Origin of the sequence: Pseudoalteromonas sp. CH_XMU1449-3 (genome assembly GCF_037027245.1) — a bacterium.
Taxonomy (GTDB): domain Bacteria; phylum Pseudomonadota; class Gammaproteobacteria; order Enterobacterales; family Alteromonadaceae; genus Pseudoalteromonas; species Pseudoalteromonas shioyasakiensis.
In genome coordinates this window covers 112,563-137,131 of the sequence record NZ_JAYMDY010000002.1, presented here as the reverse complement: position 1 = coordinate 137,131, position 24,569 = coordinate 112,563, and the positions used below count along the sequence as shown (strand labels likewise).

Below are 24,569 nucleotides of genomic sequence, written 5' to 3'. Positions count from 1 at the left end.
GTTGAACTTTCCCTTACATATCCCCATATACTTGAGTAATCTTTAAAATAAATGAAGTGCGAAGAGAATATAATGACGCTTGAGAGAACAGATCGAGTCGAAATCCCCGTGTTGGCACTGCGCGATGTAGTGGTTTACCCACACATGGTGATCCCGCTATTTGTTGGTCGTGAAAAATCAATAAAATGCCTAGAAGCGGCGATGGACAAGGACAAACAAATTTTCCTAGTGGCGCAAAAAGACGCCTCTGTTGATGATCCGCAGCAAGATGATATCTACCGTGTTGGCACCATTGCCACAGTACTTCAGTTATTAAAGTTACCTGATGGCACCGTTAAAGTGCTTGTTGAAGGCACACAACGTGCGAGCGTTGAAACGTTTTTAGATAACGATGATTTCTTTGTGGCTGAAGCACAGTTCATCGAATCAGGCCATATCGATGAGCAAGAACAAGATATCTTTATTCGCAGCGCAATTAGCCAATTTGAAGGCTATGTAAAGCTTAATAAGAAGATCCCACCTGAAGTACTTACTTCTGTGTCTGGCATCGATGAAGCTGCACGCCTTGCTGATACCATGGCAGCACACATGCCGCTTAAGGTACCTGAAAAGCAAAAAGTACTTGAGATTGCCGATGTGACTGAGCGTCTTGAATACTTAATGGCACTGATGGAAGGCGAGATTGACTTACTGCAAGTTGAGAAAAAAATCCGTACCCGCGTGAAAAAGCAGATGGAAAAGTCGCAGCGTGAGTATTACCTCAACGAGCAAATGAAAGCGATTCAAAAAGAGCTTGGCGAACTTGATGATGTACCCGATGAATTCGAAGCAATTAAAAAACGCATCGAAGAGTCTGGTATGCCTAAAGAAGCGCAAGAGAAAGCAAACGCTGAGTTATCTAAATTAAAAATGATGTCGCCGATGTCGGCGGAAGCAACCGTCGTGCGCTCGTACATTGATACCTTAATCAATGTACCTTGGAAAAAACGCTCTAAGGTGAAAAAAGACTTAGCTGGCGCACAGAAGATTTTAGATAGTGACCATTACGGCTTAGATAAAGTTAAAGAGCGTATTATTGAGTATCTAGCGGTGCAGCAGCGCACTAATAAGCTTAAAGGCCCAATTTTATGTTTAGTTGGTCCTCCTGGTGTAGGTAAAACCTCATTGGGTCAGTCAATCGCACGTTCTACAGGTCGTAAATATGTGCGTATGGCATTAGGTGGCGTTCGTGACGAAGCGGAAATCCGCGGTCATCGCCGTACTTACATTGGTTCTATGCCAGGTAAGTTAATCCAGAATATGACCAAAGTTGGTGTAAAGAACCCATTATTCTTATTAGATGAAATCGATAAGATGTCATCAGATATGCGTGGCGACCCTGCATCAGCATTACTTGAAGTACTTGATCCTGAGCAAAACAGCCATTTTGCCGATCACTACTTAGAAGTTGATTACGACTTATCAGATGTGATGTTCGTGGCAACATCAAATAGCTTTAATATCCCAGGTCCGTTATTAGACCGTATGGAAGTGATTCGTTTATCGGGTTACACCGAAGACGAGAAGCTAAACATTGCTAAACAACACTTGATTCCAAAACAAGTTAAGCGCAATGGCTTAAAAGAGCATGAAGTTGAGATTGCCGACAGCGCAATTATTGGCATTATCCGCTACTACACACGTGAAGCGGGCGTTCGTAACTTAGAACGTGAAGTGTCAAAACTATGCCGTAAAGCAGTTAAAAACATCCTGCTTGATAAAGACACTAAAAAGGTCCTTATCGACGATAGCAACCTTGAAGAGTTCTTAGGCGTACAACGCTTTGATTATGGTAAAGCAGAAGACGGTGACCGTATTGGCCAAGTAACGGGTCTTGCGTGGACTGAAGTAGGTGGTGATCTACTGACTATTGAATCTGCAGCTGTACCAGGTAAAGGCAAGCTAACTTACACAGGTTCGCTTGGTGATGTAATGCAAGAGTCAATTCAGGCTGCGATGACGGTTGTTCGTAATCGTGCTGAAAAACTTCGCATTAATAGCGACTTCTATGAGAAACGTGACATTCATGTTCACGTGCCAGAAGGTGCAACACCAAAAGATGGCCCAAGTGCTGGTATTGCCATGGTAACTGGTTTGGTATCGAGCTTAACGGGTAACCCTGTGCGCTCAGATGTAGCAATGACAGGTGAAATCACATTACGTGGTGAAGTATTACCAATTGGTGGCTTAAAAGAGAAGCTACTGGCAGCGCATCGTGGTGGAATTAAAACCGTTATTATTCCAAAAATTAACGAACGTGACTTAAAAGAGATCCCAGACAACGTATTAGAGGGCCTTGAAATTCACCCAGTTACATGGATTGATGACGTTTTAAAACTGGCTTTGAAGCACCCAGTAGAGAGTTTTTCTGTCGAAACTGAAAAAAACCAGTAAAAAACCGCAAAAAAGTGCATTTAGGGGCTTTTCAAATACAAAGGGTATGATAAGTTAAGCACTAGTTTTCAAGCCTAGGCCTTATGTGGCCTAGGGTTGAGAAAAATATAATAAACTGAGCATAAACTTAATTTGCTCATAAATTTTCAAAACAGTGATGTTATTTTTTATAAAAACAATCGCTCTTGATAATAACAATGAAAGAGGATGATATTGTGAATAAATCTCAATTAATCGATCAAATCGCAGCTGACGCTGACATTTCTAAAGCGGCTGCAGGTCGTGCACTAGATTCATTCATCGAGGCTGTTTCAGGCGCTCTTAAAGATGGCGATTCAGTAGCGCTAGTTGGCTTTGGTACTTTCTCTGTACGTGAGCGTGCAGCGCGTTCAGGTCGTAACCCGCAAACTGGTGAGACTATCCAGATTGCTGCAGCAAACATTCCTTCTTTCAAAGCAGGTAAAGCGCTGAAAGACGCAGTAAACTAATCATTAAAGATTAGTTGGTGAGAGATACCTAATCACACTTAAATTGAATTTAGGTAACTTATCACCAGTTACTTCAAGTGAAAAAGCGTATCTGGTAAGATACGCTTTTTTTACATGAGCAGGGTTAATTTGTACCTGATCAGAATAGAGATAGATAAATGCTTGAGAAAATCAGAGAAGGTTCGCAGGGACCTGCAGCCAAAATTATTTTAGGCGCGGTGATTTTATCTTTTGCTTTAGCTGGGATCGGTGGTTATTTAGGACAAACCACAGAGCAACCCGTTGCAGAAGTAAATGGAGTTAAAATTAGCCAAACCGAATTCAGCCGTGCATACCAAAACGAACGTAACCGTTTAGAACAACAATTTGGTGAATACTTTGCACAAATCGCTGCTGATCCAAATTACATGGCACAAATTCGCCAAGGCGTAATCGACCGTTTAGTACAACAAGAATTGCAAACTCAACTAGCGGCAGAATTAGGTCTTCGTGTAAGCGACGAGAGTGTTCGTAAAGCAATTTTAGAAATGCCTTACTTCCAAGTAGGCGGCCAGTTTAGCAACGACCGCTACTTACAAGTTATTCGTCAAATGAATTTTCAACCAGATGCTTTCCGTGAATATTTACGTGAAGACATGACACGCAGCCAATTAGTAGGTGCTGTTGCTGGTACAGATTTCATCTTGGAAAATGAATTAAACAACAGCGTTGCTCTACAACAGCAAACGCGCAGTATTGATTACTTAGTTGTTGCTAAAGAATCATTACAAGAAGGTATCGAAGTAACAGAGCAAGAAATTGCTGATTACTATGAGTTGAATCAACCGCAATTCTTAGCACCAGAGCAAGTGTCTGTAAGCTACATTGACTTAAATGCAGCTACCTTAACGCTTGATTCAAGTGTTTCAGAAGAAGATATCAAAGCTTACTATGATCAAAACAGTGCGCAATATGTTGAGCCTGAAAAACGTCGTGTATCGCACATCTTAATTGATAACAGCGAAGACGATGATGCAGCAAAAGCGAAAGCTGAAGAGCTACTAGCGCAGTTACAAAGCGGTGCTGATTTTGCTGAGCTAGCTGAGTCATCTTCTGATGACGTAGTGAGTGCAGAAATGGGCGGCGACCTAGACTGGATTGAACGTGACATGATGGACCCTGCGTTTGAAGATGCAACGTATGCACTTGAAAGCAAAGGCGACATTTCTGACGTTGTAGAATCAGAGTTTGGGTATCACATCATCAAACTTACTGATATTCAAACACAGCAAGTTAAACCATATGCTGACGTAAAAGATGAGCTTCGCGCTGAACTTGAGCGTACTAAGAAAATTAATGCGTTCTATGAAAAGCAAACTCAAATGGGTGAGCTTGCGTTCGAAATTTCAGATACTTTAATTGATGCAGCAGAAGCAGCAGGCGTTGAAGTACAAAAAACAGAACTTGTTACTCGCAATGCATTACCTGAGCCGTTAAACAACCCACAAGTTGTTACTGCTATTTTCTCACCTGAAGTGTTAGAAGACCGCATGAACTCAGAAGTAATTGAAGTAGGCGATGAGCATGCTGTTGTTGTTCGTGTAAACGATCACAAAGCTGCTACAACGAAAGCACTAGCAGATGTTTCTGAGCAAATTAAGGCGACGTTAGTTTCACAAAAAGCATCGGAGCTTGCTAAAGAAAAAGCACGCACTCTATACGCTGAGATCGAAGCTGGTAAGAGCCTAAACGAAGTTGCACAAGCTGAAGGCCTAACAGTACGCCAAGAAGCTGCACTTGCTCGTCAAGCTTACACAGTGTCACCAGCGATTGTTCAACAAGCTTTCAAAATGGCTCACCCACAAGGTGCACCAGAGGTTGAAGTTGTTGACTTAAACAACGGCGATGCTGCAATTGTTGCGCTAAAAGCAGTTAATCCAGCGACTGAAGTTGAGATTAATGAGCAACAAAAGCAAAACATCACTATGGCTCAAGTGAATAAAAACTACATGGTATTTATTGCAGCACTAAAAGCACAAGCTGAAGTGCAAGTACCACAAGCGACTCAAGCTGCTGAATAATTAGCAAAATGAGTTAAATAAAAGGCGCCTACTGGCGCCTTTTTTGTTACCGTTAAAGGTAATGCAAGTAACAAGGAGCTTTTATGGAGTACAGTCTAATAGAGCAGCTACCAAGCGCAGAAGAATACTGTGACATGCGCCTTAAAGCTGGCTTATCAGCACGTTCATTAGCGGCTGCAAAGGCGGGGTTACCAAACTCTCTTTATGCTATTTGTATTCGTAAAAACGATGAGTTGATTGGCATGGGCCGCGTTATTGGTGATGGCGGTTGTAATTTTGAAGTGGTTGATATTGCTGTATCACCTGAATATCAAGGGCAAGGGTTAGGGCGTGTCATTATGGAACATGTTGACCGCTACATTGAATCTGCCGCCTTTGAAGGTAGTTATGTCACTATGGTCGCTGACAAACCAGGCTTTTACGAAAAGCTTGGCTACAAGTTTGTCGCACCACAAAGCCAAGGGATGTATAAAAAGTTTTGAGTATCATAGACAAACACAACGCAGATCATTACACATGGGGTAACAATTGCGACGGTTGGCATTTGGTAAAGTCTAATGCGCTGAGTGTTATTCAAGAGCATGTCCCAGTAGGTGAGGCTGAAGTAAAACACTATCATAAACATGCCGAACAATTTTTCTTCGTACTTAGTGGCTGTGCCACCATTGAACTTGATGGCCAAATACACAAACTCACGGCGCAACAAGGTTTGCAAGTAAGTGCTGGGCGAGTACATCAGCTAAGTAATCAAGGTACTGAACCACTTCATTTTATTGTTACATCTACACCACCAAGCCATGGTGACAGAGAAGAAGTGTAGCCCTTATGAAGCTTGTAATGTTACCCGGCCTTGATGGTACTGGATTACTGTTCGAAAATTTGGCTCAAGAGCTTTCCAGAAAATTTGAAGTAACCATTATCTCATTTGAAGACGTTTCAGGGCAGAGTTATCAGCAGCAAGCGGCTGAGGTTGCAGAGCAATTAAAAAATGACTGCATATTTATTATTGCAGAGTCATATTCAGGGCCTATCGCATATGCCTTAACTCAGCTGTTAAAGCCCAATCAGATTTCGGGAATTGTATTTCTTGCGAGCTTTATATCAAGGCCATCACCGATTGCATGCATGGCTCATTTAATACCGAGTGCCCTTTTTAAAGAGAATCGCTTTACTCGCAAAAGCTTAACTTACTTTGGTTTTAACTCCCACTATGAAAGCCAGCTAATTAGTGCTGTTTTTAACTCAATTAATATGGCGAATAAAATAAAGCTGAGAAATCGTTTACATAATATTGCGACCCTTCAAAAAGCGCATAACATTATCTCAATACCTGTGACTTATATTCGCCCATCGAAAGATCGGCTCGTTTCCAGACAAGCGGTTAATGATCTTGCTAAAAACTGCATTAATTACAATGAAGTAAGTGTTTCAGGCGGGCATTTTATCGCACAGTTAAAGCCAAAAGAGTGCGCAGAGGTTATTTGTAAAGCGGTTAAATTGGCCAAGCAAAGTAACATTGATGATAGGTAAGGTGTGTCTTTTCGCCGATTTATCTTAAACTTACGGCTGATAGCTGATAGCTGATAGCTGATAGCTGATAGCTGATAGCTGACAGCTTAAAGCTTAAAGCTAAAGATCAGCAATTCAACAACTTCTGCGTTACGCTTGATTGCGGGTTTTGGAAAATAGCTTCGGTTTGGCCGTATTCAACAATCTCACCGTGATCAAGTACCACAAGTTGGTCGCTAATATGACGCACTAAACTTAGGTGATGAGTAATAAGTACATAGCTAAGGCCAGTATCTTTTTGTAGGCGTAGTAATAAGTTTACCGTTTGTGCGCGTACAGACGGGTCTAGAGACGATAACGCCTCATCGAGCACTACAACCTTAGGGTCTAAAATTAAAGCCCGTGCAAGCGCTATACGTTGTAACTGACCACTACTAAACATATGTGGGTAATAGTGCTGGTGATCTAAAAGCAAACCCACTTTTGCGAGGGTTTGTTTTATTTTATCTTCACGCTCTTCTTTGTTGAGGTCAGTGTTGTACTGTAAACAGTCGTTAAGCATGTCTCCAATGGTTAAACCCGGGTTCAACGACGCCTCAGAGTCTTGGAAGATCATACGAATGTGGCGACAGTCGTTATCACGCAAGCCATCATTTTCGATGATATTACCATCGAGCAAAATTTGCCCTTTATCAGCGTTATCGGCTCCTGAGAGTAATTTAGCTAAGGTACTTTTACCTGAGCCGGTTTCGCCAATAATGGCAATAGTTTCACCTTGTCCTAAACAAAACGAAATATCCCTTAAAACAGAGAATCGTTTACGTGAAAACAAGCCTGCACGCAGGTTAAAACTCTTTGATAACGCTTGAACTTTGAGCAGTGGTTGCATTATTTCATCGCCTTAATTAATGGGAAATGGCAGGCATAACTATGACTATGATGCTTGGTCAATTTCGGGGTAACCACACATTCTTTTTGTGCTTGTGGGCAACGTGGACCCAAGCGGCAGCCTATTGGCAAATGCTGCAAGGTCGGAATGGTGCCTTTTAAAGCATAAAACGGCTCTTTGTGGGCAAGCCCTTGCTCGTAGTCAGGCAAGCTTTTTAATAGTGCTTGAGTATACGGATGATATGGCTGACTAAAAATACGATTAGTTGGGCCAGCTTCAACCATTTGTCCGCAGTAAAGAACATGCATGCCATGAGACCACTCAACAATTTCTTCAAGCTCGTGAGAGATCATTAAAATCGACATGTTCTTTAGTTGGTTCAAGCTTTTTAACAGTCTAAATACTTGCGCACGCGTGGTGCTTTCAAGGGCGGTAGTTGGCTCATCGGCAATCAATAGTTTCGGAGTACGCGCAATGGCCATGGCAATCATTACTTTTTGGCAAATCCCTTCAGAGAGCTCATGAGGGTAGCTGTCGAGTACCTTTTTATGATCTTTAATACCGACCTTGTGGATTAACGCTTTTACTCTGTCTTTACGCTGTTTATTTCGCTTTAAGAAAAAGCCACTGGTCGCTTGCGCAGGCAGGGTTTCGGCAATTTGGTCAAATATCTTGGCAGTTGGATCTAGGCAGCGACTCGGATCTTGGTAGATCATAGCAATGTCTTGACCTACTAGTTTACGGCGCTGCTCGTTAGATAAGCGCATTAAATCAACACCACGCCAATGCATGCGGTCTGCGGTGATATGCCAGCGTTTGTTTAAAACCCCAACGATGGCTTTTGCAATTAAGCTTTTACCTGAGCCAGACTCGCCAACTAAAGCATGCACTTCACCTTCTTTTAAGGTCATGCTGACTCTATCAACCGCACGAATAACGGTATCTGAGGTGCGTAACTCTATCGTGAGATTGCGAATATCGAGTAATTGCATAATTAGTCGGCCTTACGTTCTTTAAGCACTTGGCGTAAACCGTCACCTACTAAATTGGTAGACAGTACTGCTAAAAATAATAATACGCCCGGTAAGCCAACAGTCCAAGGGGCAAGGTAAATTAAACCAAGGTTTTCAGCCAAAATAGCACCCCATTCTGTGGTTGGGGGCTGTGCGCCCAATTTTAAAAAGCCAAGTGCCGAGATATCCAAAATAGCGGTAGAAAGCGCCATGGTAAAAATAACCACAATATGCTCGTAAATATTCGGGAAGATACCACGGGCGAGAATATGCCAGTTTGACGCACCATCCAGTTTAAACGCTGTAATGTAATCTTTGTTAAGCTCTTCAACAATTAAGTTACGTACCGAGTGAATAAATTGAGGCAATAAAGCTAAAATAATCGCCCATACTGTATTCATTAAGCCCGGGCCAAGAATCGCAATAATAATGATGGCTAGTAACAGCGATGGAATAGATAACGTAATATCAAGCAAGTGATTCAAAAAGCTTGAGCGAATACCCCGGCTGATCCCAGCAAAAGTACCTACTAACACCCCAATTACTGTGGTGATCAAAGCTGCGACAACCGACAAACCAAAGGTGTAGGTTGCACCATTCATTAAGCGCGATAACACATCTCGGCCTAAATCATCGGTACCTAATAAAAAGCGTACATCACCTGCATCATGCCACGATGGCGGTAACAGCAGTGCATCGCTGTGTTGCTGATTCACGCCATAAGGTGCAAGGAGTGGTGCAGACACGGCCAGTAACACTAACGCAATAAACAACCATAAACCCACAAGGGCAGGGTGATTGGTTTTAAATTTCTTCCAAAATCGCGCCAGTGGCGATTTATTCGACTCTTCAGAGAATAAATTAAACTTTGCCATGAGCTTGGTTCCGCGATAATGGGTCGAATAAGGTATAAGTGAGCTCAGCAATAATGGTAGCTAAAATAACGAACATAGAAACAGCGAGTAAGCCACCTTGAATCGCAGGATAGTCGCGCTGATAAATACTATCGATAAGCCAACGACCAATGCCCGGCCATGAGAAAATAACTTCGGTGATCATCGCAAGGGTGATCAAGGTACTAAACTGTAAACCTATTTGTTTAATTACCGGTAGCAGCGCATTACGCAGAGCGTGGTGAAGGATCAGCTGTGCACGGTTTAAGCCTTTAGCGCGTGCTGTTTTAATGTAACTCTGATCGAGTACTTTCAGCATAGAGTCGCGGGTAAAGCGAACCAATACTGTGGTCGGATACATGGCAAGTACAATAGTAGGCAAGGTTAGATGATGTATTGCATCTAAAAATGCCATGCCATCATACGGAAAGTCACCTAATATGATATCGATTAAAATAAAGCCGGTAATAGGTTCAATTTCGTAAAGTAGACCCATACGGCCCGACATCGGAAACCAACCGAGTTGCAGTGAAAACACCATGATCAACAATAGCGCTAACCAAAAAACAGGCATCGAGTAGCCAATAAGCGTGCCTGAGTTTATAAATTTGTCTGGCCAACGTTTGTAGTAAGCAGAAGCTAAAATACCGCCCGGTACGCCTACAGCAACAGAGACAAACAATGCATACAGGCTAAGCTCTAGCGTTGCAGGAAATAAGTCTTGAATATGCTGAAATACGCTTTCGCCGGATGCAAATGAAATTCCCCAATCACCCTGAATAATACGCTCTAAAAAAGCAAAGTATTGCACTACGTAGTTTTCGGTAAAGTGGAATTTTTCTTCTAAGGCACTGGTTTGTGAGAAGGTGCTATTGGTAATACCGCTTAAGTTAGTTAGTGCATCACCCGGAAACAAAAAGCTCAATGAAAAGGTAAAGATACTCAGTGTCAGCATCATAAACATCAATAGTGCTAAGCGGCGTAGAATATAATCAAGGATCATTATTCTTTCCTCGCGTTAGCTAGTGAAATGCCACCAAAAGGGCTCAAGCTTATGCCTTTAACATCACTACTTGCTGCTTGAAAGCGCATACCATGGGCTATCGGTAAAATAGGCAGCTCTTGCACTATGATCCGCTGAGCCTGATTGTAGTATTGTTTACGCTTTTCAAGATCTGTTGTGTCTAAGGCTTGAGTAAGTAATAAATCAAACTCAGGGTGACACCAATTTGCTGGGTTTTTACCACTGAAAGTCGCAGTACAGCTTAATAATGGGCTCATAAAGTTATCTGGGTCTGGTGTATCTGCAGCCCAACCAAGTAACACGCTATCGTGTCTATGTTCACCAATTCGTTGTAAAAAGGTATTCCACTCGTACTCGACGATATTAACGTTCACACCAATCTTGCGTAAATCACTTTGCATCAGCTCAGCCATTTTACGGGCATTGGGGTTATAAATACGGCTTACTGGCATGGCCCAAATATTCATATCAAAGCCATTTTTGTAGCCAGCTTCTGCGAGTAATGTTTTGGCAAGTGCAGGGTTAAATTCTGGCATGGCTTTTTGCGCTTCAAATGCCCAAGAAGCCGGAGGCAGTAATGACTGCGCTTTAATGCCGTTACCGTAATATACCGCTTGCATGATTTTATAGACATCAATGGCGCTGGCGAGTGCTTGGCGTACACGTACATCATCAAAAGGCGGGCGTTCAGTGTTAAAGGCCCAATAACCAATATTTAAGTTTTGCTCTTTTTGAACTTTAATATCTTCACGTTGCGATAAAATACTCAACTGTGCGCTGCTTGGGTGCGCAGTCACATCACACTCTTTAGTGAGCATTTTCGCAACGCGTGTGGTGCCGTTTGGCGTAATGTCATACACCAGTTGCTCAAGTACTACAGGGTGTTTCCAGTAATCAGGGTTGCGGTAATAGCGAATTAAACGGTCGCGACGATATTCTTTATATACATAAGGACCAGTACCCACGGGATATTGGTCAAATAAGTTTTCTTGATTTCGCGATTTAAGCTGCATGGCGTATTCTTCGGATAACACCACGGCAAAATCGGTTGCGAGGTTTGCTAAAAAGCTGCTTTCAGCATTATATAGCTCAAACCGTACTTGGTAATCAGAAACACGCACAATGCGACGAATAAGCTGATCAATACCCACACTTTGAAAATAAGGGTAACTGGCATCACCAACAAAGTGATAAGGGTTATAAACGTCGAATAAGCGGCTGAAAGTAAAAATTACATCATCAGCGTTAAAATCACGGCTTGGGGTAAAGTATTTTGTGGTATGAAATTTAACCCCTTTACGCAGGGTAAAGGTAATTGCTTTGCCGTCTGGGCTAATTTTCCAATCAGTTGCCAGCTCTGCTTTAAACTCGGCAGACACCGGATCAATACTTAACAGGCGATCATAAAGCTGATTGGCGATAATATCGATAGTCGAACCCGTCGTTGTCACTTGCGGATTAAACGACACAGGATTTGCTTCAGCGCAATAGACTAAGCCCTGGTTTTTTTGTTCTGTGGTTTTTTCTTCGTTATCTAGGCAGCCTACTAAGCACACCAAAGACAAAGCAAGTAACGGTTTAAACACCTGATTAGCCTCTAACTATTGCTGCTGATCTAATAAATTGTATTTTTTCAAATAGCCACGTAATTGATGATACGTTAATTCTAAGTGTTCTGCAGTTTTCTTTTGGTTAAATTGGCTATGTTCAAGCGCTTTTTTAATGACATCAATTTCAAAGTCGTTAGACAGCTGCTTTAAATTACAAGGAAATTGAATGTCGGGCTTATTAAGTGTTACAACGTCTTGATTTTGTGTCGTGGCGATAGGCGCAGCTTCTACGTTTGCAACAGGGGCACTGCTAACTGCTGCTTTTACGCGCTGTTTAGGTCTAAACTTACTCGCAAATGGGTCTAAAATAATCTGGTGAACGGGAATATGTTCGTTACCATGACGATATAAGCTACGTTCAACCACATTCTTTAATTCACGAATATTACCCGGCCACTCATAAGATTGCAGCGTTTCGATGGCGCTACGCGTAAAGCCACTAAATAGCTCCCACTCAAGATCGCGAGCCATGTTAATTGCAAATTGTTCTGCCAGTAGCATGATATCTTCTTGGCGTTCACGCAGCGGGGGAAGGGTAATAACATCAAAGGCGAGGCGGTCGAGTAAGTCGCTTCTAAATTCGCCTTGCTCAGCTAGGGTTGGTAAGTCTTCATTGGTCGCACAGACTAAACGGGTATCGACTTTAACGGTTTGCTTACCACCAACGCGTTCAAATTCGCCGTATTCAATAACGCGTAGTAGTTTTTCTTGTACCATCGCCGAGGTATTGGCTAATTCATCAAGGAATAGCGTACCGCCATTAGCACGTTCAAAGCGGCCTTCGTGGCGTTTACTAGCACCGGTGAATGCGCCACTTTCATGACCAAATAATTCACTTTCGAGCAGGTTTTCGTTAAGCGCTGCACAGTTGAGCTTTATATAGTTTTGGTCCCAACGCTTAGATAAAAAGTGCAAACGCGCAGCAATAAGTTCTTTACCCGTACCGCGCTCACCAATAATAAGGACTGGCTTTTCTAAACTGGCTAGTTGCGAAACTTGATCAAGCACACTTAAAAAACTGTCAGATTGGCCGAGTAAATTATCCTGTTGGCGAAATTGGCTCATATTCCCTAACTCTTAGTCATTTTTACTAAGATCTAGTGTATTTCATTATCTATGAGAACTAAAGAAATTTATAAATTTAGTTTAACTGTTTGAATATATTAAGTTATTCTAAGTTTATAAAAGTTGGCAAGCATATTGATACTAGATATACCAACTGATTAAGTTAAAACACCAAAGAGGTAAATGTTATGGGAATTTTTTCACGTTTTGCAGACATCGTTAATTCTAATATCAATGCCATCTTAGATAAAGCAGAAGACCCAGAAAAAATGGTTCGCCTGATCATCCAAGAGATGGAAGATACATTAGTAGAAGTTCGCTCTACATCAGCAAAAACACTTGCTGAGAAAAAAGAGCTAGTACGTCGCGTTGAAACTTTGAAAGTTCAAGTTGCAGACTGGCAAGAAAAAGCTGAATTAGCGCTAAATAAAGACCGTGATGATTTAGCACGAGCAGCACTGATTGAAAAGCAAAAGTCAGCAGATGCAGTCGCAGCAGTTGAAACTGAGCTTGAGCATGTAGAGTCTCACATCGAGAAACTACAGCAAGAAGTCAGCACGTTACAAGAGAAGCTAGCTGATGCAAAAGCGCGTCAAAAAGCAATCATCTTACGTCAACGCTCTGCTGAGTCACGTCTTGAAGTTAAAAAAGCACTCGACAGCTCTAAAGTTGAAGACGCTTTAAACCGCTTCGAACGTTACGAAACTAAGATCGATGGTCTAGAATCACAAATAGAGTCTTATGATCTTGGTAAAAAATCATTAGCTGACGAAATTGCTGGTCTTCAGCAAGACGAAAAGATTGATGATGAGCTAGCTGAGCTTAAGAAAAAACTAGCAGATAAAAAATAATAAATGGGGGCATGTCCCCCAATGCTTAAACACATAACGGATTGACAGGAGAGTACCATGTTCGACGCAGAAGTTTTGATGGCACCGATTATTGTTTTTATGGTGGTTGTTGCCCCACTTTGGCTAATTTTACATTACCGTAGTAAAAAACAAGTGAGCCAAGGTTTAAGTGAACACGAGCACCGCCAATTATTAGAGCTTGCACAAAAAGCAGATAAAATGGCAGAGCGTGTTGAAACATTAGAAGCCTTACTTGACCAAGAGGCTCCGCAGTGGAGACGTAAAGTATGAGTACCAAACGCGAATTATTTAGAGACGCAGAGCGTGGCAAAATAGCAGGTGTGTGCGCAGGTATCAGCGATTACTTTAACATGGAGCTTTGGCTGGTACGTATTTTAGTCGTGACAGCAGTGCTATTATCAGGTGGTCCATTTATTGTAGTTGCTTACATTGCTGCTTGGTTTATTTTAGATAAAAAACCAGCAGAAAAAACAGAGAAAAGCACAGACAGCATTCACCAAGACCCGCTTGAAGTAAAATTTAAAGTATGGCAAAAAGGGGAACCACCTCGCCGTGCATTGCAAGACTTAAAAGATCGTCTTGCTCGAGTTGATGGTCGTTTACAAGAGATGGAACGCTATGTCACATCAACAGAATTTACGGTTAGCCGTGAAATCAACAAACTTTAAAGGATATATACGCACCTTGTTTGCATCGTGATACCCAGCGCAAATAAGGTGCTAGACACTTTATGAGCCAATCATTTGCAAAGAACACCTTTAATTCGTTAAAAAATAAAGCGGAAAAAGCCCTTCACCGTAGTTTAGATCAACACGTGAAATTAGCCGTCACAGGGTTAAGTGGCAGCGGCAAAACCGCTTTTATTACCGCCTTGGTTAAACATTTAACCAGCCAAGCTGACGATAAAAACTTACCTTTTTTTGATGTGATGCGCGAAAAGCGTCATATCGCCACAAAAATAGTGCCGCAGCAAGCACTGACAATACCGACATTTGAATACACAAATGCATTAGCAGCGTTATTACCTGTTGAAGGTGAGCCTGCATGGCCTGCCTCTACCGAGCGTATAAATACGCTACGTTTAGCTATTAAGTACCAAAGTAATTCGGGGCTACGCGGTCACTTTGCACCGCAATCAACACTCTATTTAGACATTATTGATTACCCAGGTGAATGGCTACTTGATTTGCCAATGCTAGAGCAATCATTTGCTGATTGGTGTGAGTCACAATACTCACTCTTGCAGCAAACAGCACGCAACGAAAAAGCGAAGCCATTTTTAACAGCCCTTGCTGAACTTGATTTATCAGCCAGTGTTGATGAGAGCAAACTTGCTGATGTCGCTGCGCTTTATCAGCAGTTATTAGTGGGCCTTAAAAAAGACACCAAACTTGCCATGCTGCAACCTGGTCGTATGCTGATGCCAGGGGAGCTTAAAGGAGCGCCGCTACTACAGTTTTTTCCAGTTGCGAATGTGCCTGACGACATAACCGAAGGGTCGAATTTAGCGCATCTTAAAAAGCGCTATAAAGCCTATGTAAAAGAGGTTGTAAAACCTTTTTACGAGCAGCATTTTCGTCATTTTGACCGACAAATTGTGCTGGTGGATGTGCTCAGCGCCTTGAATGAAGGCAGCGAAACCTTGCATGAGCAAAGCCGTGTTATTAACCAATTGCTGGCGCACTTTAATTATGGTGAAGCAAGTTTCTTTAAACGTTTGTTTAAACCAAACATCGACAAGCTACTGTTTGCGGCCAATAAGTCAGATCATATTAGTGCGCAATACCATAAAGATTTAGCGCTATTGCTTGATTCAATCGTGCATGACCAAACGAATCATTTAAAGTTCGAAGGTGTGCAAATCGAAACCATGGCAATGTCATCTATCTGCGCAACAGAGCCACGCCAAGTGGCTGAGAAAGGCCAACAGTTAGCTTGTATTTATGGCAAGCCTTTAGGCGAGCAAGAATGGCTAACGTATTTACCGCCGCAGCCACCGTCACGCCTTCTCAACAAACAAGAGTGGCCAAAACAGGGCTTTGAGTTCTTATCGTTTTCGCCACTGCCATGCCCTGATAAACGGTTAAAGCATATTCGTTTAGATCATGTCATGCAGTACCTGATAGGAGATAAACTAACATGAGTGAGCAACCAAAGGAGATGAACTTTCAGGCAGGTCGCCGTATTTCAAGCTCTGTAAGTAATGAAGCGCCAGCGAAGGAGTTAACCGTTGCTAAAGTGATAGAAAACGCCGAATTTATCGACACTGAAGAAGATCAGCAAGATAGCATTGAGCTTGAGCCCGTGTATAAAAAGTCTAAATGGCAAACCCTAAAAGGGGTGTTTGTTGTTAGCTTTTTAATTTTAGTGCTACTTGAGTTTGCGATGTCATTGTTTGTGACGTTTCAGCAATCAATTATTTTAGGTTCGGTGTATTTAACGGCTGTTCTCAGTGGTGTGCTACTGATTGCCCGTGTTATTTGGCGCGAGTACCGCATGCTAAGAAGTTTAAAGCGTAATCAATTGCATCGTACCGAGGCCGACCGCTTACTCAATAGCGAGCAAGTAGGTGAAGCATTACCATGGCTAGAAAAGCTTAATAAACATCAAACGCTTACTGGGTTTGAAGAGTTTAAGCAGCAAATAGCAAGTCACCATACTGATAAAGAAATCATGACCTTATATGCCGATAGCTTGTTGGTAAGCCAAGATCAGCAAGCGAAAAAACTGATTAACCGTTTTGCCACTGAGTCTGGCTTATTGGTTGCGCTAAGCCCGTTGGCTTTAGTCGATATGATGGCGGTGCTATGGCGTGGCACTAAGCTCATTGAACAAATTGGCCGTATTTACGGTATTGGTTTTGGTTATGCAAGCCGTATTAAATTGTATCGCTTATTAGTGAAACAAGTGCTGTTTGTTGGTAGTGCAGAGTTAGTCTCAGATTTAGCGGCAACGGCACTAAGCGCTGAATTACTGGGGAAATTGTCGGGCCGAGCAGCGCAAGGGCTAAGTGCAGGTATTTTTACCGCGCGTATAGGGTATAAAGCGATGGAGCTTAGTCGCCCGTTACCTCGCTTAGAGCATAAGCGCAGCTTGCTAAAAGAAACCGCCAATAGTATTGCCCGTAAAATTGCCTCACGTACGAGCAACAAAGAGACCGAAAATACAAAATGACAACTTTTGTGTACAGTTAATAAAAACGGCTGAGTGATATTTAGCCATCTGAGCATCCGGCATGCTTGTGCATTGTGGGTATCTACGTTTTATTTATGAGTATGAAGTACTGATAATAAAAACGAGAACACACAATGACTAAGCATCACTTACATACACAATGTATTCACGGTCCAGAAAAACCAAATGATCCACATGGCGCACTGAGTGCGCCACTTTATCAAACCTCTACCTTCTCTTTTGCTAATGCAGCCCAAGGTGCAGCCCGATTTGCCGGTGAAGAGCAGGGCTTTATTTATACCCGTTTGGGTAATCCGACAACCCAAGAGCTAGAACAAAAAGTGGCTCAGTTAGAAAACTGTGAAGCAGCGGCTGCCACAGCGACCGGTATGGGAGCCGTGTCTGCGTCTGTGCTTAGCTTTTTACAACAAGGTGACCATCTAGTCGCATCAAGCGCGTTATACGGTTGTACCTTTGCATTTTTTGCTCACATGTTGCCGCGCTTTGGTATCGAAGTCACTTTTGTTGATATGACTAACGAAGCTGAACTTCGCGGCGCGGTTAAAGCCAATTCAAAAATGATTTTTGCAGAAACGCCAATTAATCCGACCATGGCGGTGCTTGATCTAAGTTTAATTGCCGATGTTGCCAAGCAGCATCAACTGATAAGCGTTATCGACAATACCTTCTTAACGCCTCTGCTCCAGCAACCTACCTCGTTTGGTATTGATATTGTGGTACACAGCGCAACTAAATACCTAAATGGCCATGGTGATGTGGTGGCAGGGCTTGTATGCGGCACAGAGGAGCATATCAACCTGATAAAAATGACGGTGCTAAAAGATATTGGTGCAACGATTAGCCCTCATGATGCATGGTTAATTAATCGCGGTTTAAAAACCCTTGCTGTACGCATGGAGCGCCACTGTGCAAGTGCAAAAGTAGTTGCTGAATATTTAGAGCAGCACCCGTTGGTAAGCAAAGTTTATTACCCTGGGCTTAAATCACATCCGGGTCATCAATTTATTGGCTCACAGATGAAAGCCGCTGGTGGTGTTATTGCCTTTGAAATAAAAGGCAGCCTTGAAGATGGCGAAACATTTATAAATAACACCCAGCTTTGCACGCTTGCTGTGAGTTTAGGGGATGCTGAAACCCTCATTCAACATCCTGCATCGATGACACATTCGCCTTATACACCTGAAGAAAGAGCAGCTGCTGGGATCAGTGATGGCTTAATTCGATTATCAGTTGGCCTTGAGGATGTTAACGATATTATTAACGATCTTAAAGCTGCATTTACATTCGTTGGTTAGGTTGTAATTTTAAGTTTACGACAAAGGCTGGTTTTAACCCTTTAAAAACGTGGTGTGTAAACTTTTTGATCTTTTGGTGTAATTTTATGTTTACGTTAGGGCTGTTTCTGCAAACCTTAGAAACAGCCTTAACTATTAAAATTTCGCTTACTTTTACATAGTATCGGCTTAACAAGTTAATGAGATTCTGATCAATGCTGATCAAGATTTAACGAAGAAGGTTATTATGGCTAAAGCAAGTAATTACACCTCCAAGCAACCTGATGAAAATGGGGTTATCCATTGGAGCGAAGAAGAAAATAAAATATGGTCTGAGCTAGTTGCTCGCCAACTCGCTTGCATAGAAGGTAAAGCCTGTGATGAATATTTAGCAGGCCTTAAGAAAATTAATTTACCAACAGATCGTATTCCACAACTTAGTGAACTCAACGAAGTGCTACTCGAAACAACGGGCTGGCAAGTTGCGCCTGTTCCGGCACTGATCGATTTTGATGAGTTCTTTCGATTACTAGCAAACAAGCAGTTCCCAGTAGCGACTTTTATTCGCAGCCGAGAAGAGTTTGACTACTTACAAGAGCCAGATATCTTCCACGAGATTTTTGGTCATTGTGCGATGCTTACCAACCCAGCATTTGCTGAGTTTACACACAAATATGGTCAGTTAGGTTATGCCGCTGAAAAGAAAGATCGTGTTTATTTAGCACGCCTTTACTGGTTTACTGTTGAGTTTGGTTTAATGCAAACCGAACAAGGTCTGCGAATTTATGGTGGTGGTATTTTATCAAGCCCAGGCGAAACACAATACGTGTACTCAGATAAGCCAGAAATCAATGCGATGAACGTGCTTGATGTATTACGTACACCTTATCGTATTGATATTATGCAGCCTGTGTACTACACCATTAACTCAATCAATGACTTATTTGATATTTCACAAATGGATATCATGTCGCTGGTGAGTAAAGCAAAAGAATTAGGGCTACATGAGCCAAAGTTTCCTCCTAAAGAAAAATTAGCAAGTTAAGGATTTATAATGTCTTCATTAAGCACACAAAAGTGTGAAGCGTGTCGTGCGGATGCGCCTAAAGTATCTGATGCTGAATTAGCAGAATTGATCAAAATGATCCCAGACTGGGTTCCTGAAGTGCGCGACGGCATTATGCAATTAGAGCGTGTTTACAAGTTTAAAAACTTCAAGCAAGCACTTGAGTTCACTAATAAAGTGGGCGATATGGCTGAAGAAGAAGGTCACCACCCAGGCCTGTTAACCGAGTGGGGCAAAGTAACCGTTACTTGGTGGAGCCACTCTATCAAAGGGTTACACAAAAATGATTTTATCTGTGCTGCTAAAACAGACGATGTATTCGCTGCACTGTAAATTTTAAGTTCTGCCCAGAACGATAAAAGGCGTAACCTCAGGTTGCGCCTTTTTGCTTTTTTAGAGCCCAAGAATTAACATTAGGCTCTTATCTATGCGAGAACACTAGAAAAGTAAATAATGAAAAACAAAGCGCTTATTCTGCCATTCCTACTCATTTTGCTGCCCTTAATTGATAGCTTGTTTATCCCGCAAACATTTGGCATTCAATGGCATAGCCCTAAGCTGATGTATCAAATAGGCGTAGCACTGATGATTGTAAAGCTAACTATGGTTGCCATTGGGCTTTGGTTATTACTCAAAGCAAAGCGCCTTTATATGGAAGCTAGTAAATCGACTCGTATTGTTAAATTTTCAGTATTTTTACTCGGCGGCTTACAAGTGGTGATAATGACAGCAATATGCTTTTGGTATTTAGTAGCGGGCACGCAAGCGAAACATTTTATGCTGCAAGACAACATTGCTGTATTTACCGCTGATTATGGCGTATTTGCACCGGTACATCATGAGTTCTCATTTATATGCTTTGATGCCAATGGTTTTTACCACATGCAACCAATTGCTCAGCTTCCTTGGCTCGGAACCTTTACCTTTACTAGCCAAGATTCACGTTTGATCATTCAACATAAAAACCAAAGTGGCGCGAATACTCAAGAAATTTCATTAAAAGGGTTTGGCTGTTTGCTGTGAGAGCTGTTGGCCTTGTGAAAGGAGGCTGCGATTATAAGTGGTTTTCTGAATACTTGCTCTGCAGAAGCCATTATCAGCCATTTTTAAATCATGATTGTGACATGACACATGGAGACAAATTGAAAAGTTTAAGGATAGTAAAATACACTTTAGCCATGCTGGCTTTGAATACCGTATTAAGTACTTTTATCACTCTAATAATTGGTAGTGATAATTTAGCTTCACTCTCATTCGGCAAATATTTTACATACCAGTTATTACCCTCTTATTTATTGAGCGCAGCAATTTATACCGTTATGGCTAAGCGCAATGTTGTAAAAGCTTGGAATTATGCCCTAAGTGTATATTTACTGAGCTTTATAGTGGGAACAGTAATTGTATCGATACTATTACAAACGTTATTTATCCCACCTTTATGGTTTGTAGAAGTGCCTTTGAGTATAGCCTTTGCGATTGTTGGTACTGTCATCGGAATTAAGTTAGGTACTCTGGATAGTAAGGAAGTCGAAGGCCCCTGATCTTGTTTTTTCTTTCATAAGGCAAAAAACAAGACTTGACCCTCTTAAAACTTTAGGTTGGGAAATATGAATATTACAAAAGCATCAGAGTTGATGGCCCTTCACAGAGCCATTGTTGAGGCAAAGTTCAAAGAGTCGCACTTTGATTCCGCCATTCCATATAGTGGGATTATTGCAGATTTATCATCAAGGATTCTTGCGGATATTGTTCATACTCTGTTGGAAAACGACGAGCACGATGAAGCGATTGGTTGGTCGTCATTAATTAAACTAAATGAAGATTGGCATGGCTATGAGTGTATAAAGAACTGGATACGAGAAACTAGAAGTTGGATTGATATGGATGAGGAAGATAAATCACAATTCATTAAAGTTTTGTGCTCACCATACCAACCATCAAAACATCAACTAAACAACTTAATTAAGTTTGGTGATACAAATTGTAAGGTTTAACTTTCTTGTATCCTGTAGCTGGTAAAAATAATGAATTGTTTAATTTTGAAGGCTTAGGTCTTGTGCCTATTGAGTAAAAAGTCATAAGCAAAATCTAACCCAATAGATTGAAAAAATTAAAGGTTATAGATAAATGTCAGGTACAAAGTTGTATACGTTTTTAATGGATTGGAATGGCGGTACTTTCATATCTCAGTCTAGGGGTGACAATATTCAAGAAGCAACGAAGGGTTGGTTAAATCAATTAAGTATTAAAAAAATAAAAACATCTGAAAGAAGTCTTTCTTTGTTTAAGAGTAGCTTACAGGACGATTTGCAGCCAATTGCAATAGAGGGTAATACATCTGTTTGGTGTCTTTCTGAATTCATAAGTGGTGAGTTAGCAATCATTAATATAATCGCCACCCTCGAAAAATAAAATTACTCTACTGGTTAGAGCAAATGGAGGGTGGAGCTACCTTTCGGCTTCTAAAAAAGTCTAAAACTAAGAGGCAATAGATTTATGCCAAAGTTAAGTCAAATAGAACTTTACCTTGACGGTAATTATTCGGAAGAAGATAAAAAGGTGTTTCTTTTTAAGTCTCGTTGCTTGTGTAATTTTTGGGAAAGGGAAATCGGTAAACTCAAGTTTACCTCTAAATACTCACGAATAAATGTTTATGTGACAGATGGCAGTACAGAGATAAGGGTGCAGCCAATGAAAGTTGTGCCTTTCCTCGAAGTTGTAGTTCATTACCCGTTAGAGAAAATAAGCCATTTAAAGGATTCTCAGTTTCAACAGCATTACATAAGGATATTAGAAAAAGCTTTGTCGGCTGCTATATCTGCAATGCCAATTCCTCTTGAACAAAGCTTGGATATACTGCAACGGTTCGAAGCTAACAATTATGAGAATGAATGGGTTCAATCTGAAAAAGTATCGGCCAAGAAATCAATAGAATCTAAAGTCATTGCTACACTCTCAATGCATGAATTTAAATTAACTCAATTTGTTTATTTGGATTGCAAATTAGCAGATCAACTAATTATTGTTAAGACTCTACCAAGAGAACTCTTGTTTAATAGTTATCTAGGCAAGCTTTCTATATCAAAGGGCAATATTCTTGAATATAAAAAAGGAAAAAGTACATTGTCACAATTTGATCTTACATCAGCTAAATTTATTTAGTTTGTTTAACTAAGCGTATATGAAGTGGGCTGCCCTATCTTTTTTACTTTAATAAGTAAAAAAACAAGACCTGCTCCTATCAGTGGAATAGATATGTTTTAGATTAGAGTTGAGGGATTTTCTCAAGTTCCTAGTGTAGGCAAAGTTTTTCAAATTGCACAAGACTATGAATGCATAGATGAGCTATGGATATACTAAGCTCTGCATTAAGCTCGATTGATGACATAAAATTTGTAATCGAAGGGGTTGGAATAAAGTGGCCTGTTGATGTAACGTCGGATTTAGTCGGTAATCCTGCGTCGAAGATAGTTGACTCTAAGTTAAATAAAAAGAAGCAACTCTAACTTGTCGTATAGGAAATTGATTAATGCTTAAAGAAAAAAATTTTTTTAGACGCCCAGTTAAACATGCATTATGGGCCACGGTACTTATTATGATATTTGTAACTATTAGACTCGCTATAGGGGAAAGAGTCGGTACAAATTTTGAAATAGCCATAAGGTATATTTTTGCTTGGCCTTTTGTTTATGCTTGCGTTTACATCTTACTAATTGTTTACCTGTACTTTAACCCAGATGCAGATAAACCAAGGAATTAATAGGATTTCTTTGAAATACTTCTCAAAGCAAATAGGATCTGATTTGTGCCGTTCTGCCAGCAGGTAGCGGTGCCGCTGGAGCAATAGGGGATGCAGTCAATGAATCATCAAATAGTAATACACCATCTATTAGAGATACTTTGGTAATTGGGCTGATGTATGTAACTGGACCTAGAAAGCAGTTGGTAATGCTATTGGCAAAGTCGCTGAAGCAGCAGAAGGTTCGTTTGGAGTATTAGACAACCAAGCTACCGATATTGCGACACAAATAACAAAGGATATCGTAAGAAAAACTGTTGATGAAGCAATGAAACCAAATAAAAAGTAGTATATGAAAAGTAAAAATATTTTTATAAGAGCAATAAAATATAGCTTAATCTCTTCAAGTATAATTTTATTACTTGTGCTGTACCGGATGCTCACATCCGAAGTTGTGGGAGAACCCTTAGAAATATTTTATCGACTTCTGATCACCTGTTGCGGGGTTGTACTTTCTATGTATTTTATATTTGTTTTATATCTGTACTTTAACCCAGATGCAGATAAACCAAGGAACAAAGATTAAAGTTATGTCCCTGCCTCCAAGTAACCAATAGGGTCAGTTCTAACCAAAAGGAGAAAATGAAGGACCATGTTTTGCTTTTTGCCCTTGGTAAGTCTGAAGTGGCAATTTATTAGTGAAACGAATGGCTCTGGTTCAATAATAGCAACACATAAATATGGCCCATTTGGAGAGCCAATTAATACAAGCTCATCGCGTTTCCGTTACACTGGGCAAATCTTAATCCCTAGTACTGAGCTTTACTACTACAAAGCACGGATTTAACACCCTGAATTGAAGCTGGCTCCTCAGTCGTAACCGGTATAGCTGGAGCAACAATAGCTACAGTATTAGAAGAACAAAAGAAAAAGTGATGGCGAATAGCATGTTAAATAGCTTTTATAAAATCTGCGGTTCACTCTTGATTGTGATAAGTCTAAGTGCTCTGTTTTGGGGGGAGCTTCAATCCAAGGCTCCTTCTCAAAATGAACTAATCTCGGTTCATGGAAAAATGGTTAGTTTCCATAACAACGGTTTAAACTTAAAAGTAGTGCTGGAAGGCGATTCTAATAAATATTTGTATCCTCGCTGGAATGGCAAAATGATCGAGTTAAATGATGAGTTGTCTAATCATATAGGTTCGTACATTGAACTATCTGTGGAGTTGAAAAATAAAGAAGCAAGTGTTTTTGCTATTCGTATTGGAAACGATTTTGAACTATCACTGCAAGATATTGAGGGAAATAAAAGCGAATGGATTAAATCGTTGAGGTATTTAGTTTTGTTTGTGTTTTCTTTAGGACTGTTTGTTTATTTTATTGGCGATAAGCTAGTTAGACTAGATGATAAACTTTCGTAGAAGAAAGAATAAAGGGGT

27 protein-coding genes are annotated in these 24,569 nt (G+C 41.0%); 21 read left to right on the top strand and 6 right to left on the bottom strand.

What is annotated here, in order from left to right:
* The first annotated feature begins 72 nt into the window (after positions 1-72).
* From lon to WA256_RS03105, 6 genes are all read left to right on the top strand, one after another.
* Entirely contained in the window at positions 73-2,433 is a 2,361-nt protein-coding gene (gene lon / locus WA256_RS03130; protein WP_335988963.1) for an endopeptidase La, read from the top strand.
* Positions 2,434-2,630: 197 nt separating this feature from the next.
* The gene (locus WA256_RS03125) at positions 2,631-2,921 is read left to right on the top strand and encodes an HU family DNA-binding protein (protein ID WP_175580427.1); all 291 of its coding nucleotides are present in this window, start codon (positions 2,631-2,633) and stop codon (positions 2,919-2,921) included.
* 158 nt (positions 2,922-3,079) lie between these two features.
* Positions 3,080-4,981: a peptidylprolyl isomerase gene (gene ppiD / locus WA256_RS03120; protein ID WP_062566866.1), complete on the top strand. Its 1,902-nt coding sequence runs from the start codon at positions 3,080-3,082 to the stop codon at positions 4,979-4,981.
* A gap of 83 nt (positions 4,982-5,064) precedes the next feature.
* On the top strand, positions 5,065-5,463 hold the full coding sequence (locus WA256_RS03115) for a GNAT family N-acetyltransferase (protein ID WP_054562071.1): 399 nt from the start codon (positions 5,065-5,067) through the stop codon (positions 5,461-5,463).
* A complete protein-coding gene (locus tag WA256_RS03110; RefSeq protein WP_335988957.1) occupies positions 5,460-5,801 on the top strand; it encodes a cupin domain-containing protein in 342 nt (113 codons plus the stop codon). Before WA256_RS03115 ends, WA256_RS03110 begins: the two co-directional genes overlap by 4 nt.
* Positions 5,802-5,806: 5 nt before the next feature.
* Entirely contained in the window at positions 5,807-6,511 is a 705-nt protein-coding gene (locus tag WA256_RS03105; protein WP_335988955.1) for an alpha/beta fold hydrolase, read from the top strand.
* Positions 6,512-6,617: 106 nt separating this feature from the next.
* Here WA256_RS03105 and WA256_RS03100 read toward each other — a convergent pair whose 3' ends face one another.
* The 6 genes from WA256_RS03100 to pspF are packed head-to-tail and all read right to left on the bottom strand — an operon-like array spanning position 6,618 to position 12,984.
* The gene (locus WA256_RS03100) at positions 6,618-7,379 is read right to left on the bottom strand and encodes an ATP-binding cassette domain-containing protein (protein ID WP_055022259.1); all 762 of its coding nucleotides are present in this window, start codon (positions 7,377-7,379) and stop codon (positions 6,618-6,620) included.
* A complete protein-coding gene (locus WA256_RS03095) occupies positions 7,379-8,371 on the bottom strand; it encodes a peptide ABC transporter ATP-binding protein (protein WP_054562069.1) in 993 nt (330 codons plus the stop codon). Before WA256_RS03095 ends, WA256_RS03100 begins: the two co-directional genes overlap by 1 nt.
* Before the next feature lie 2 nt (positions 8,372-8,373).
* Positions 8,374-9,267, bottom strand: a complete 894-nt coding sequence (locus WA256_RS03090) for an ABC transporter permease subunit (protein WP_054562068.1) — start codon at positions 9,265-9,267, stop codon at positions 8,374-8,376.
* Positions 9,254-10,288 (bottom strand): ABC transporter permease, encoded by a 1,035-nt coding sequence (locus WA256_RS03085; RefSeq protein WP_062566867.1) that lies wholly within the window; start codon positions 10,286-10,288, stop codon positions 9,254-9,256. Before WA256_RS03085 ends, WA256_RS03090 begins: the two co-directional genes overlap by 14 nt.
* Positions 10,288-11,895 (bottom strand): ABC transporter substrate-binding protein, encoded by a 1,608-nt coding sequence (locus WA256_RS03080; protein WP_335988949.1) that lies wholly within the window; start codon positions 11,893-11,895, stop codon positions 10,288-10,290. The genes WA256_RS03085 and WA256_RS03080 overlap by 1 nt, the downstream gene beginning before the upstream one ends.
* Positions 11,896-11,910: 15 nt before the next feature.
* Positions 11,911-12,984: a phage shock protein operon transcriptional activator gene (pspF, locus tag WA256_RS03075; RefSeq protein WP_054562065.1), complete on the bottom strand. Its 1,074-nt coding sequence runs from the start codon at positions 12,982-12,984 to the stop codon at positions 11,911-11,913.
* Positions 12,985-13,172: 188 nt separating this feature from the next.
* On the opposite strand from pspF, the gene pspA reads away from it, so the two are divergent.
* The 15 genes from pspA (at position 13,173) to WA256_RS03000 (ending at position 24,551) form a co-directional block, all read left to right on the top strand.
* Entirely contained in the window at positions 13,173-13,835 is a 663-nt protein-coding gene (gene pspA / locus WA256_RS03070; RefSeq protein ID WP_054562064.1) for a phage shock protein PspA, read from the top strand.
* Positions 13,836-13,892: 57 nt separating this feature from the next.
* Entirely contained in the window at positions 13,893-14,126 is a 234-nt protein-coding gene (gene pspB / locus WA256_RS03065; protein WP_036969793.1) for an envelope stress response membrane protein PspB, read from the top strand.
* Positions 14,123-14,524, top strand: a complete 402-nt coding sequence (gene pspC / locus WA256_RS03060) for an envelope stress response membrane protein PspC (RefSeq protein WP_054562063.1) — start codon at positions 14,123-14,125, stop codon at positions 14,522-14,524. Before pspB ends, pspC begins: the two co-directional genes overlap by 4 nt.
* Positions 14,525-14,586: 62 nt before the next feature.
* Positions 14,587-15,999, top strand: a complete 1,413-nt coding sequence (locus WA256_RS03055; RefSeq protein ID WP_130166707.1) for a YcjX family protein — start codon at positions 14,587-14,589, stop codon at positions 15,997-15,999.
* Complete coding sequence (locus WA256_RS03050) at positions 15,996-17,030, top strand: TIGR01620 family protein (RefSeq protein WP_335988943.1); 1,035 nt, start codon at positions 15,996-15,998, stop codon at positions 17,028-17,030. Before WA256_RS03055 ends, WA256_RS03050 begins: the two co-directional genes overlap by 4 nt.
* Positions 17,031-17,164: 134 nt before the next feature.
* Complete coding sequence (gene megL, locus WA256_RS03045) at positions 17,165-18,346, top strand: methionine gamma-lyase (protein WP_335988941.1); 1,182 nt, start codon at positions 17,165-17,167, stop codon at positions 18,344-18,346.
* Positions 18,347-18,572: 226 nt separating this feature from the next.
* Positions 18,573-19,370: a phenylalanine 4-monooxygenase gene (gene phhA / locus WA256_RS03040; protein WP_054553132.1), complete on the top strand. Its 798-nt coding sequence runs from the start codon at positions 18,573-18,575 to the stop codon at positions 19,368-19,370.
* A 9-nt stretch (positions 19,371-19,379) separates the two neighbouring features.
* Positions 19,380-19,724, top strand: coding sequence for a 4a-hydroxytetrahydrobiopterin dehydratase (locus WA256_RS03035; RefSeq protein ID WP_036969771.1), 345 nt, complete (start codon positions 19,380-19,382; stop codon positions 19,722-19,724).
* Positions 19,725-19,844: 120 nt separating this feature from the next.
* A complete protein-coding gene (locus WA256_RS03030; RefSeq protein WP_062566871.1) occupies positions 19,845-20,414 on the top strand; it encodes a hypothetical protein in 570 nt (189 codons plus the stop codon).
* A 101-nt stretch (positions 20,415-20,515) separates the two neighbouring features.
* Entirely contained in the window at positions 20,516-20,932 is a 417-nt protein-coding gene (locus tag WA256_RS03025; protein ID WP_156426508.1) for a hypothetical protein, read from the top strand.
* 66 nt (positions 20,933-20,998) lie between these two features.
* Positions 20,999-21,385 carry a hypothetical protein gene (locus WA256_RS03020; RefSeq protein WP_062566873.1) on the top strand — a complete coding sequence of 129 codons (387 nt, stop codon included), beginning with the start codon at positions 20,999-21,001 and terminating at the stop codon, positions 21,383-21,385.
* Positions 21,386-21,518: 133 nt separating this feature from the next.
* Positions 21,519-21,803 carry a hypothetical protein gene (locus tag WA256_RS03015; protein ID WP_062566874.1) on the top strand — a complete coding sequence of 95 codons (285 nt, stop codon included), beginning with the start codon at positions 21,519-21,521 and terminating at the stop codon, positions 21,801-21,803.
* 84 nt (positions 21,804-21,887) lie between these two features.
* Positions 21,888-22,553, top strand: coding sequence for a hypothetical protein (locus tag WA256_RS03010; RefSeq protein ID WP_062566875.1), 666 nt, complete (start codon positions 21,888-21,890; stop codon positions 22,551-22,553).
* A 185-nt stretch (positions 22,554-22,738) separates the two neighbouring features.
* Positions 22,739-22,897, top strand: a complete 159-nt coding sequence (locus WA256_RS03005) for a hypothetical protein (protein ID WP_156426509.1) — start codon at positions 22,739-22,741, stop codon at positions 22,895-22,897.
* A 1,168-nt stretch (positions 22,898-24,065) separates the two neighbouring features.
* Positions 24,066-24,551, top strand: a complete 486-nt coding sequence (locus WA256_RS03000) for a hypothetical protein (protein ID WP_335988935.1) — start codon at positions 24,066-24,068, stop codon at positions 24,549-24,551.
* Positions 24,552-24,569: the final 18 nt, after the last annotated feature.

Bases quoted from the DNA above. Each gene is read 5' to 3' on its own strand.
- ppiD (WP_062566866.1), top strand. From the start codon at position 3,080: ATGCTTGAGAAAATCAGAGAAGGTTCGCAGGGACCTGCAGCCAAAATT.
- WA256_RS03085 (WP_062566867.1), bottom strand. From the start codon at position 10,288: ATGATCCTTGATTATATTCTACGCCGCTTAGCACTATTGATGTTTATG.
- WA256_RS03020 (WP_062566873.1), top strand. From the start codon at position 20,999: ATGAATATTACAAAAGCATCAGAGTTGATGGCCCTTCACAGAGCCATT.
- WA256_RS03090 (WP_054562068.1), bottom strand. From the start codon at position 9,267: ATGGCAAAGTTTAATTTATTCTCTGAAGAGTCGAATAAATCGCCACTG.
- WA256_RS03030 (WP_062566871.1), top strand. From the start codon at position 19,845: ATGAAAAACAAAGCGCTTATTCTGCCATTCCTACTCATTTTGCTGCCC.
- WA256_RS03035 (WP_036969771.1), top strand. From the start codon at position 19,380: ATGTCTTCATTAAGCACACAAAAGTGTGAAGCGTGTCGTGCGGATGCG.
- WA256_RS03050 (WP_335988943.1), top strand. From the start codon at position 15,996: ATGAGTGAGCAACCAAAGGAGATGAACTTTCAGGCAGGTCGCCGTATT.
- WA256_RS03095 (WP_054562069.1), bottom strand. From the start codon at position 8,371: ATGCAATTACTCGATATTCGCAATCTCACGATAGAGTTACGCACCTCA.
- megL (WP_335988941.1), top strand. From the start codon at position 17,165: ATGACTAAGCATCACTTACATACACAATGTATTCACGGTCCAGAAAAA.
- WA256_RS03115 (WP_054562071.1), top strand. From the start codon at position 5,065: ATGGAGTACAGTCTAATAGAGCAGCTACCAAGCGCAGAAGAATACTGT.
- pspF (WP_054562065.1), bottom strand. From the start codon at position 12,984: ATGAGCCAATTTCGCCAACAGGATAATTTACTCGGCCAATCTGACAGT.
- WA256_RS03015 (WP_062566874.1), top strand. From the start codon at position 21,519: ATGTCAGGTACAAAGTTGTATACGTTTTTAATGGATTGGAATGGCGGT.
- WA256_RS03105 (WP_335988955.1), top strand. From the start codon at position 5,807: ATGAAGCTTGTAATGTTACCCGGCCTTGATGGTACTGGATTACTGTTC.
- WA256_RS03100 (WP_055022259.1), bottom strand. From the start codon at position 7,379: ATGCAACCACTGCTCAAAGTTCAAGCGTTATCAAAGAGTTTTAACCTG.
- pspB (WP_036969793.1), top strand. From the start codon at position 13,893: ATGTTCGACGCAGAAGTTTTGATGGCACCGATTATTGTTTTTATGGTG.
- pspC (WP_054562063.1), top strand. From the start codon at position 14,123: ATGAGTACCAAACGCGAATTATTTAGAGACGCAGAGCGTGGCAAAATA.
- WA256_RS03000 (WP_335988935.1), top strand. From the start codon at position 24,066: ATGGCGAATAGCATGTTAAATAGCTTTTATAAAATCTGCGGTTCACTC.
- lon (WP_335988963.1), top strand. From the start codon at position 73: ATGACGCTTGAGAGAACAGATCGAGTCGAAATCCCCGTGTTGGCACTG.
- WA256_RS03010 (WP_062566875.1), top strand. From the start codon at position 21,888: ATGCCAAAGTTAAGTCAAATAGAACTTTACCTTGACGGTAATTATTCG.
- WA256_RS03125 (WP_175580427.1), top strand. From the start codon at position 2,631: ATGAAAGAGGATGATATTGTGAATAAATCTCAATTAATCGATCAAATC.
- WA256_RS03025 (WP_156426508.1), top strand. From the start codon at position 20,516: ATGACACATGGAGACAAATTGAAAAGTTTAAGGATAGTAAAATACACT.
- pspA (WP_054562064.1), top strand. From the start codon at position 13,173: ATGGGAATTTTTTCACGTTTTGCAGACATCGTTAATTCTAATATCAAT.
- WA256_RS03055 (WP_130166707.1), top strand. From the start codon at position 14,587: ATGAGCCAATCATTTGCAAAGAACACCTTTAATTCGTTAAAAAATAAA.
- phhA (WP_054553132.1), top strand. From the start codon at position 18,573: ATGGCTAAAGCAAGTAATTACACCTCCAAGCAACCTGATGAAAATGGG.
- WA256_RS03005 (WP_156426509.1), top strand. From the start codon at position 22,739: ATGGATATACTAAGCTCTGCATTAAGCTCGATTGATGACATAAAATTT.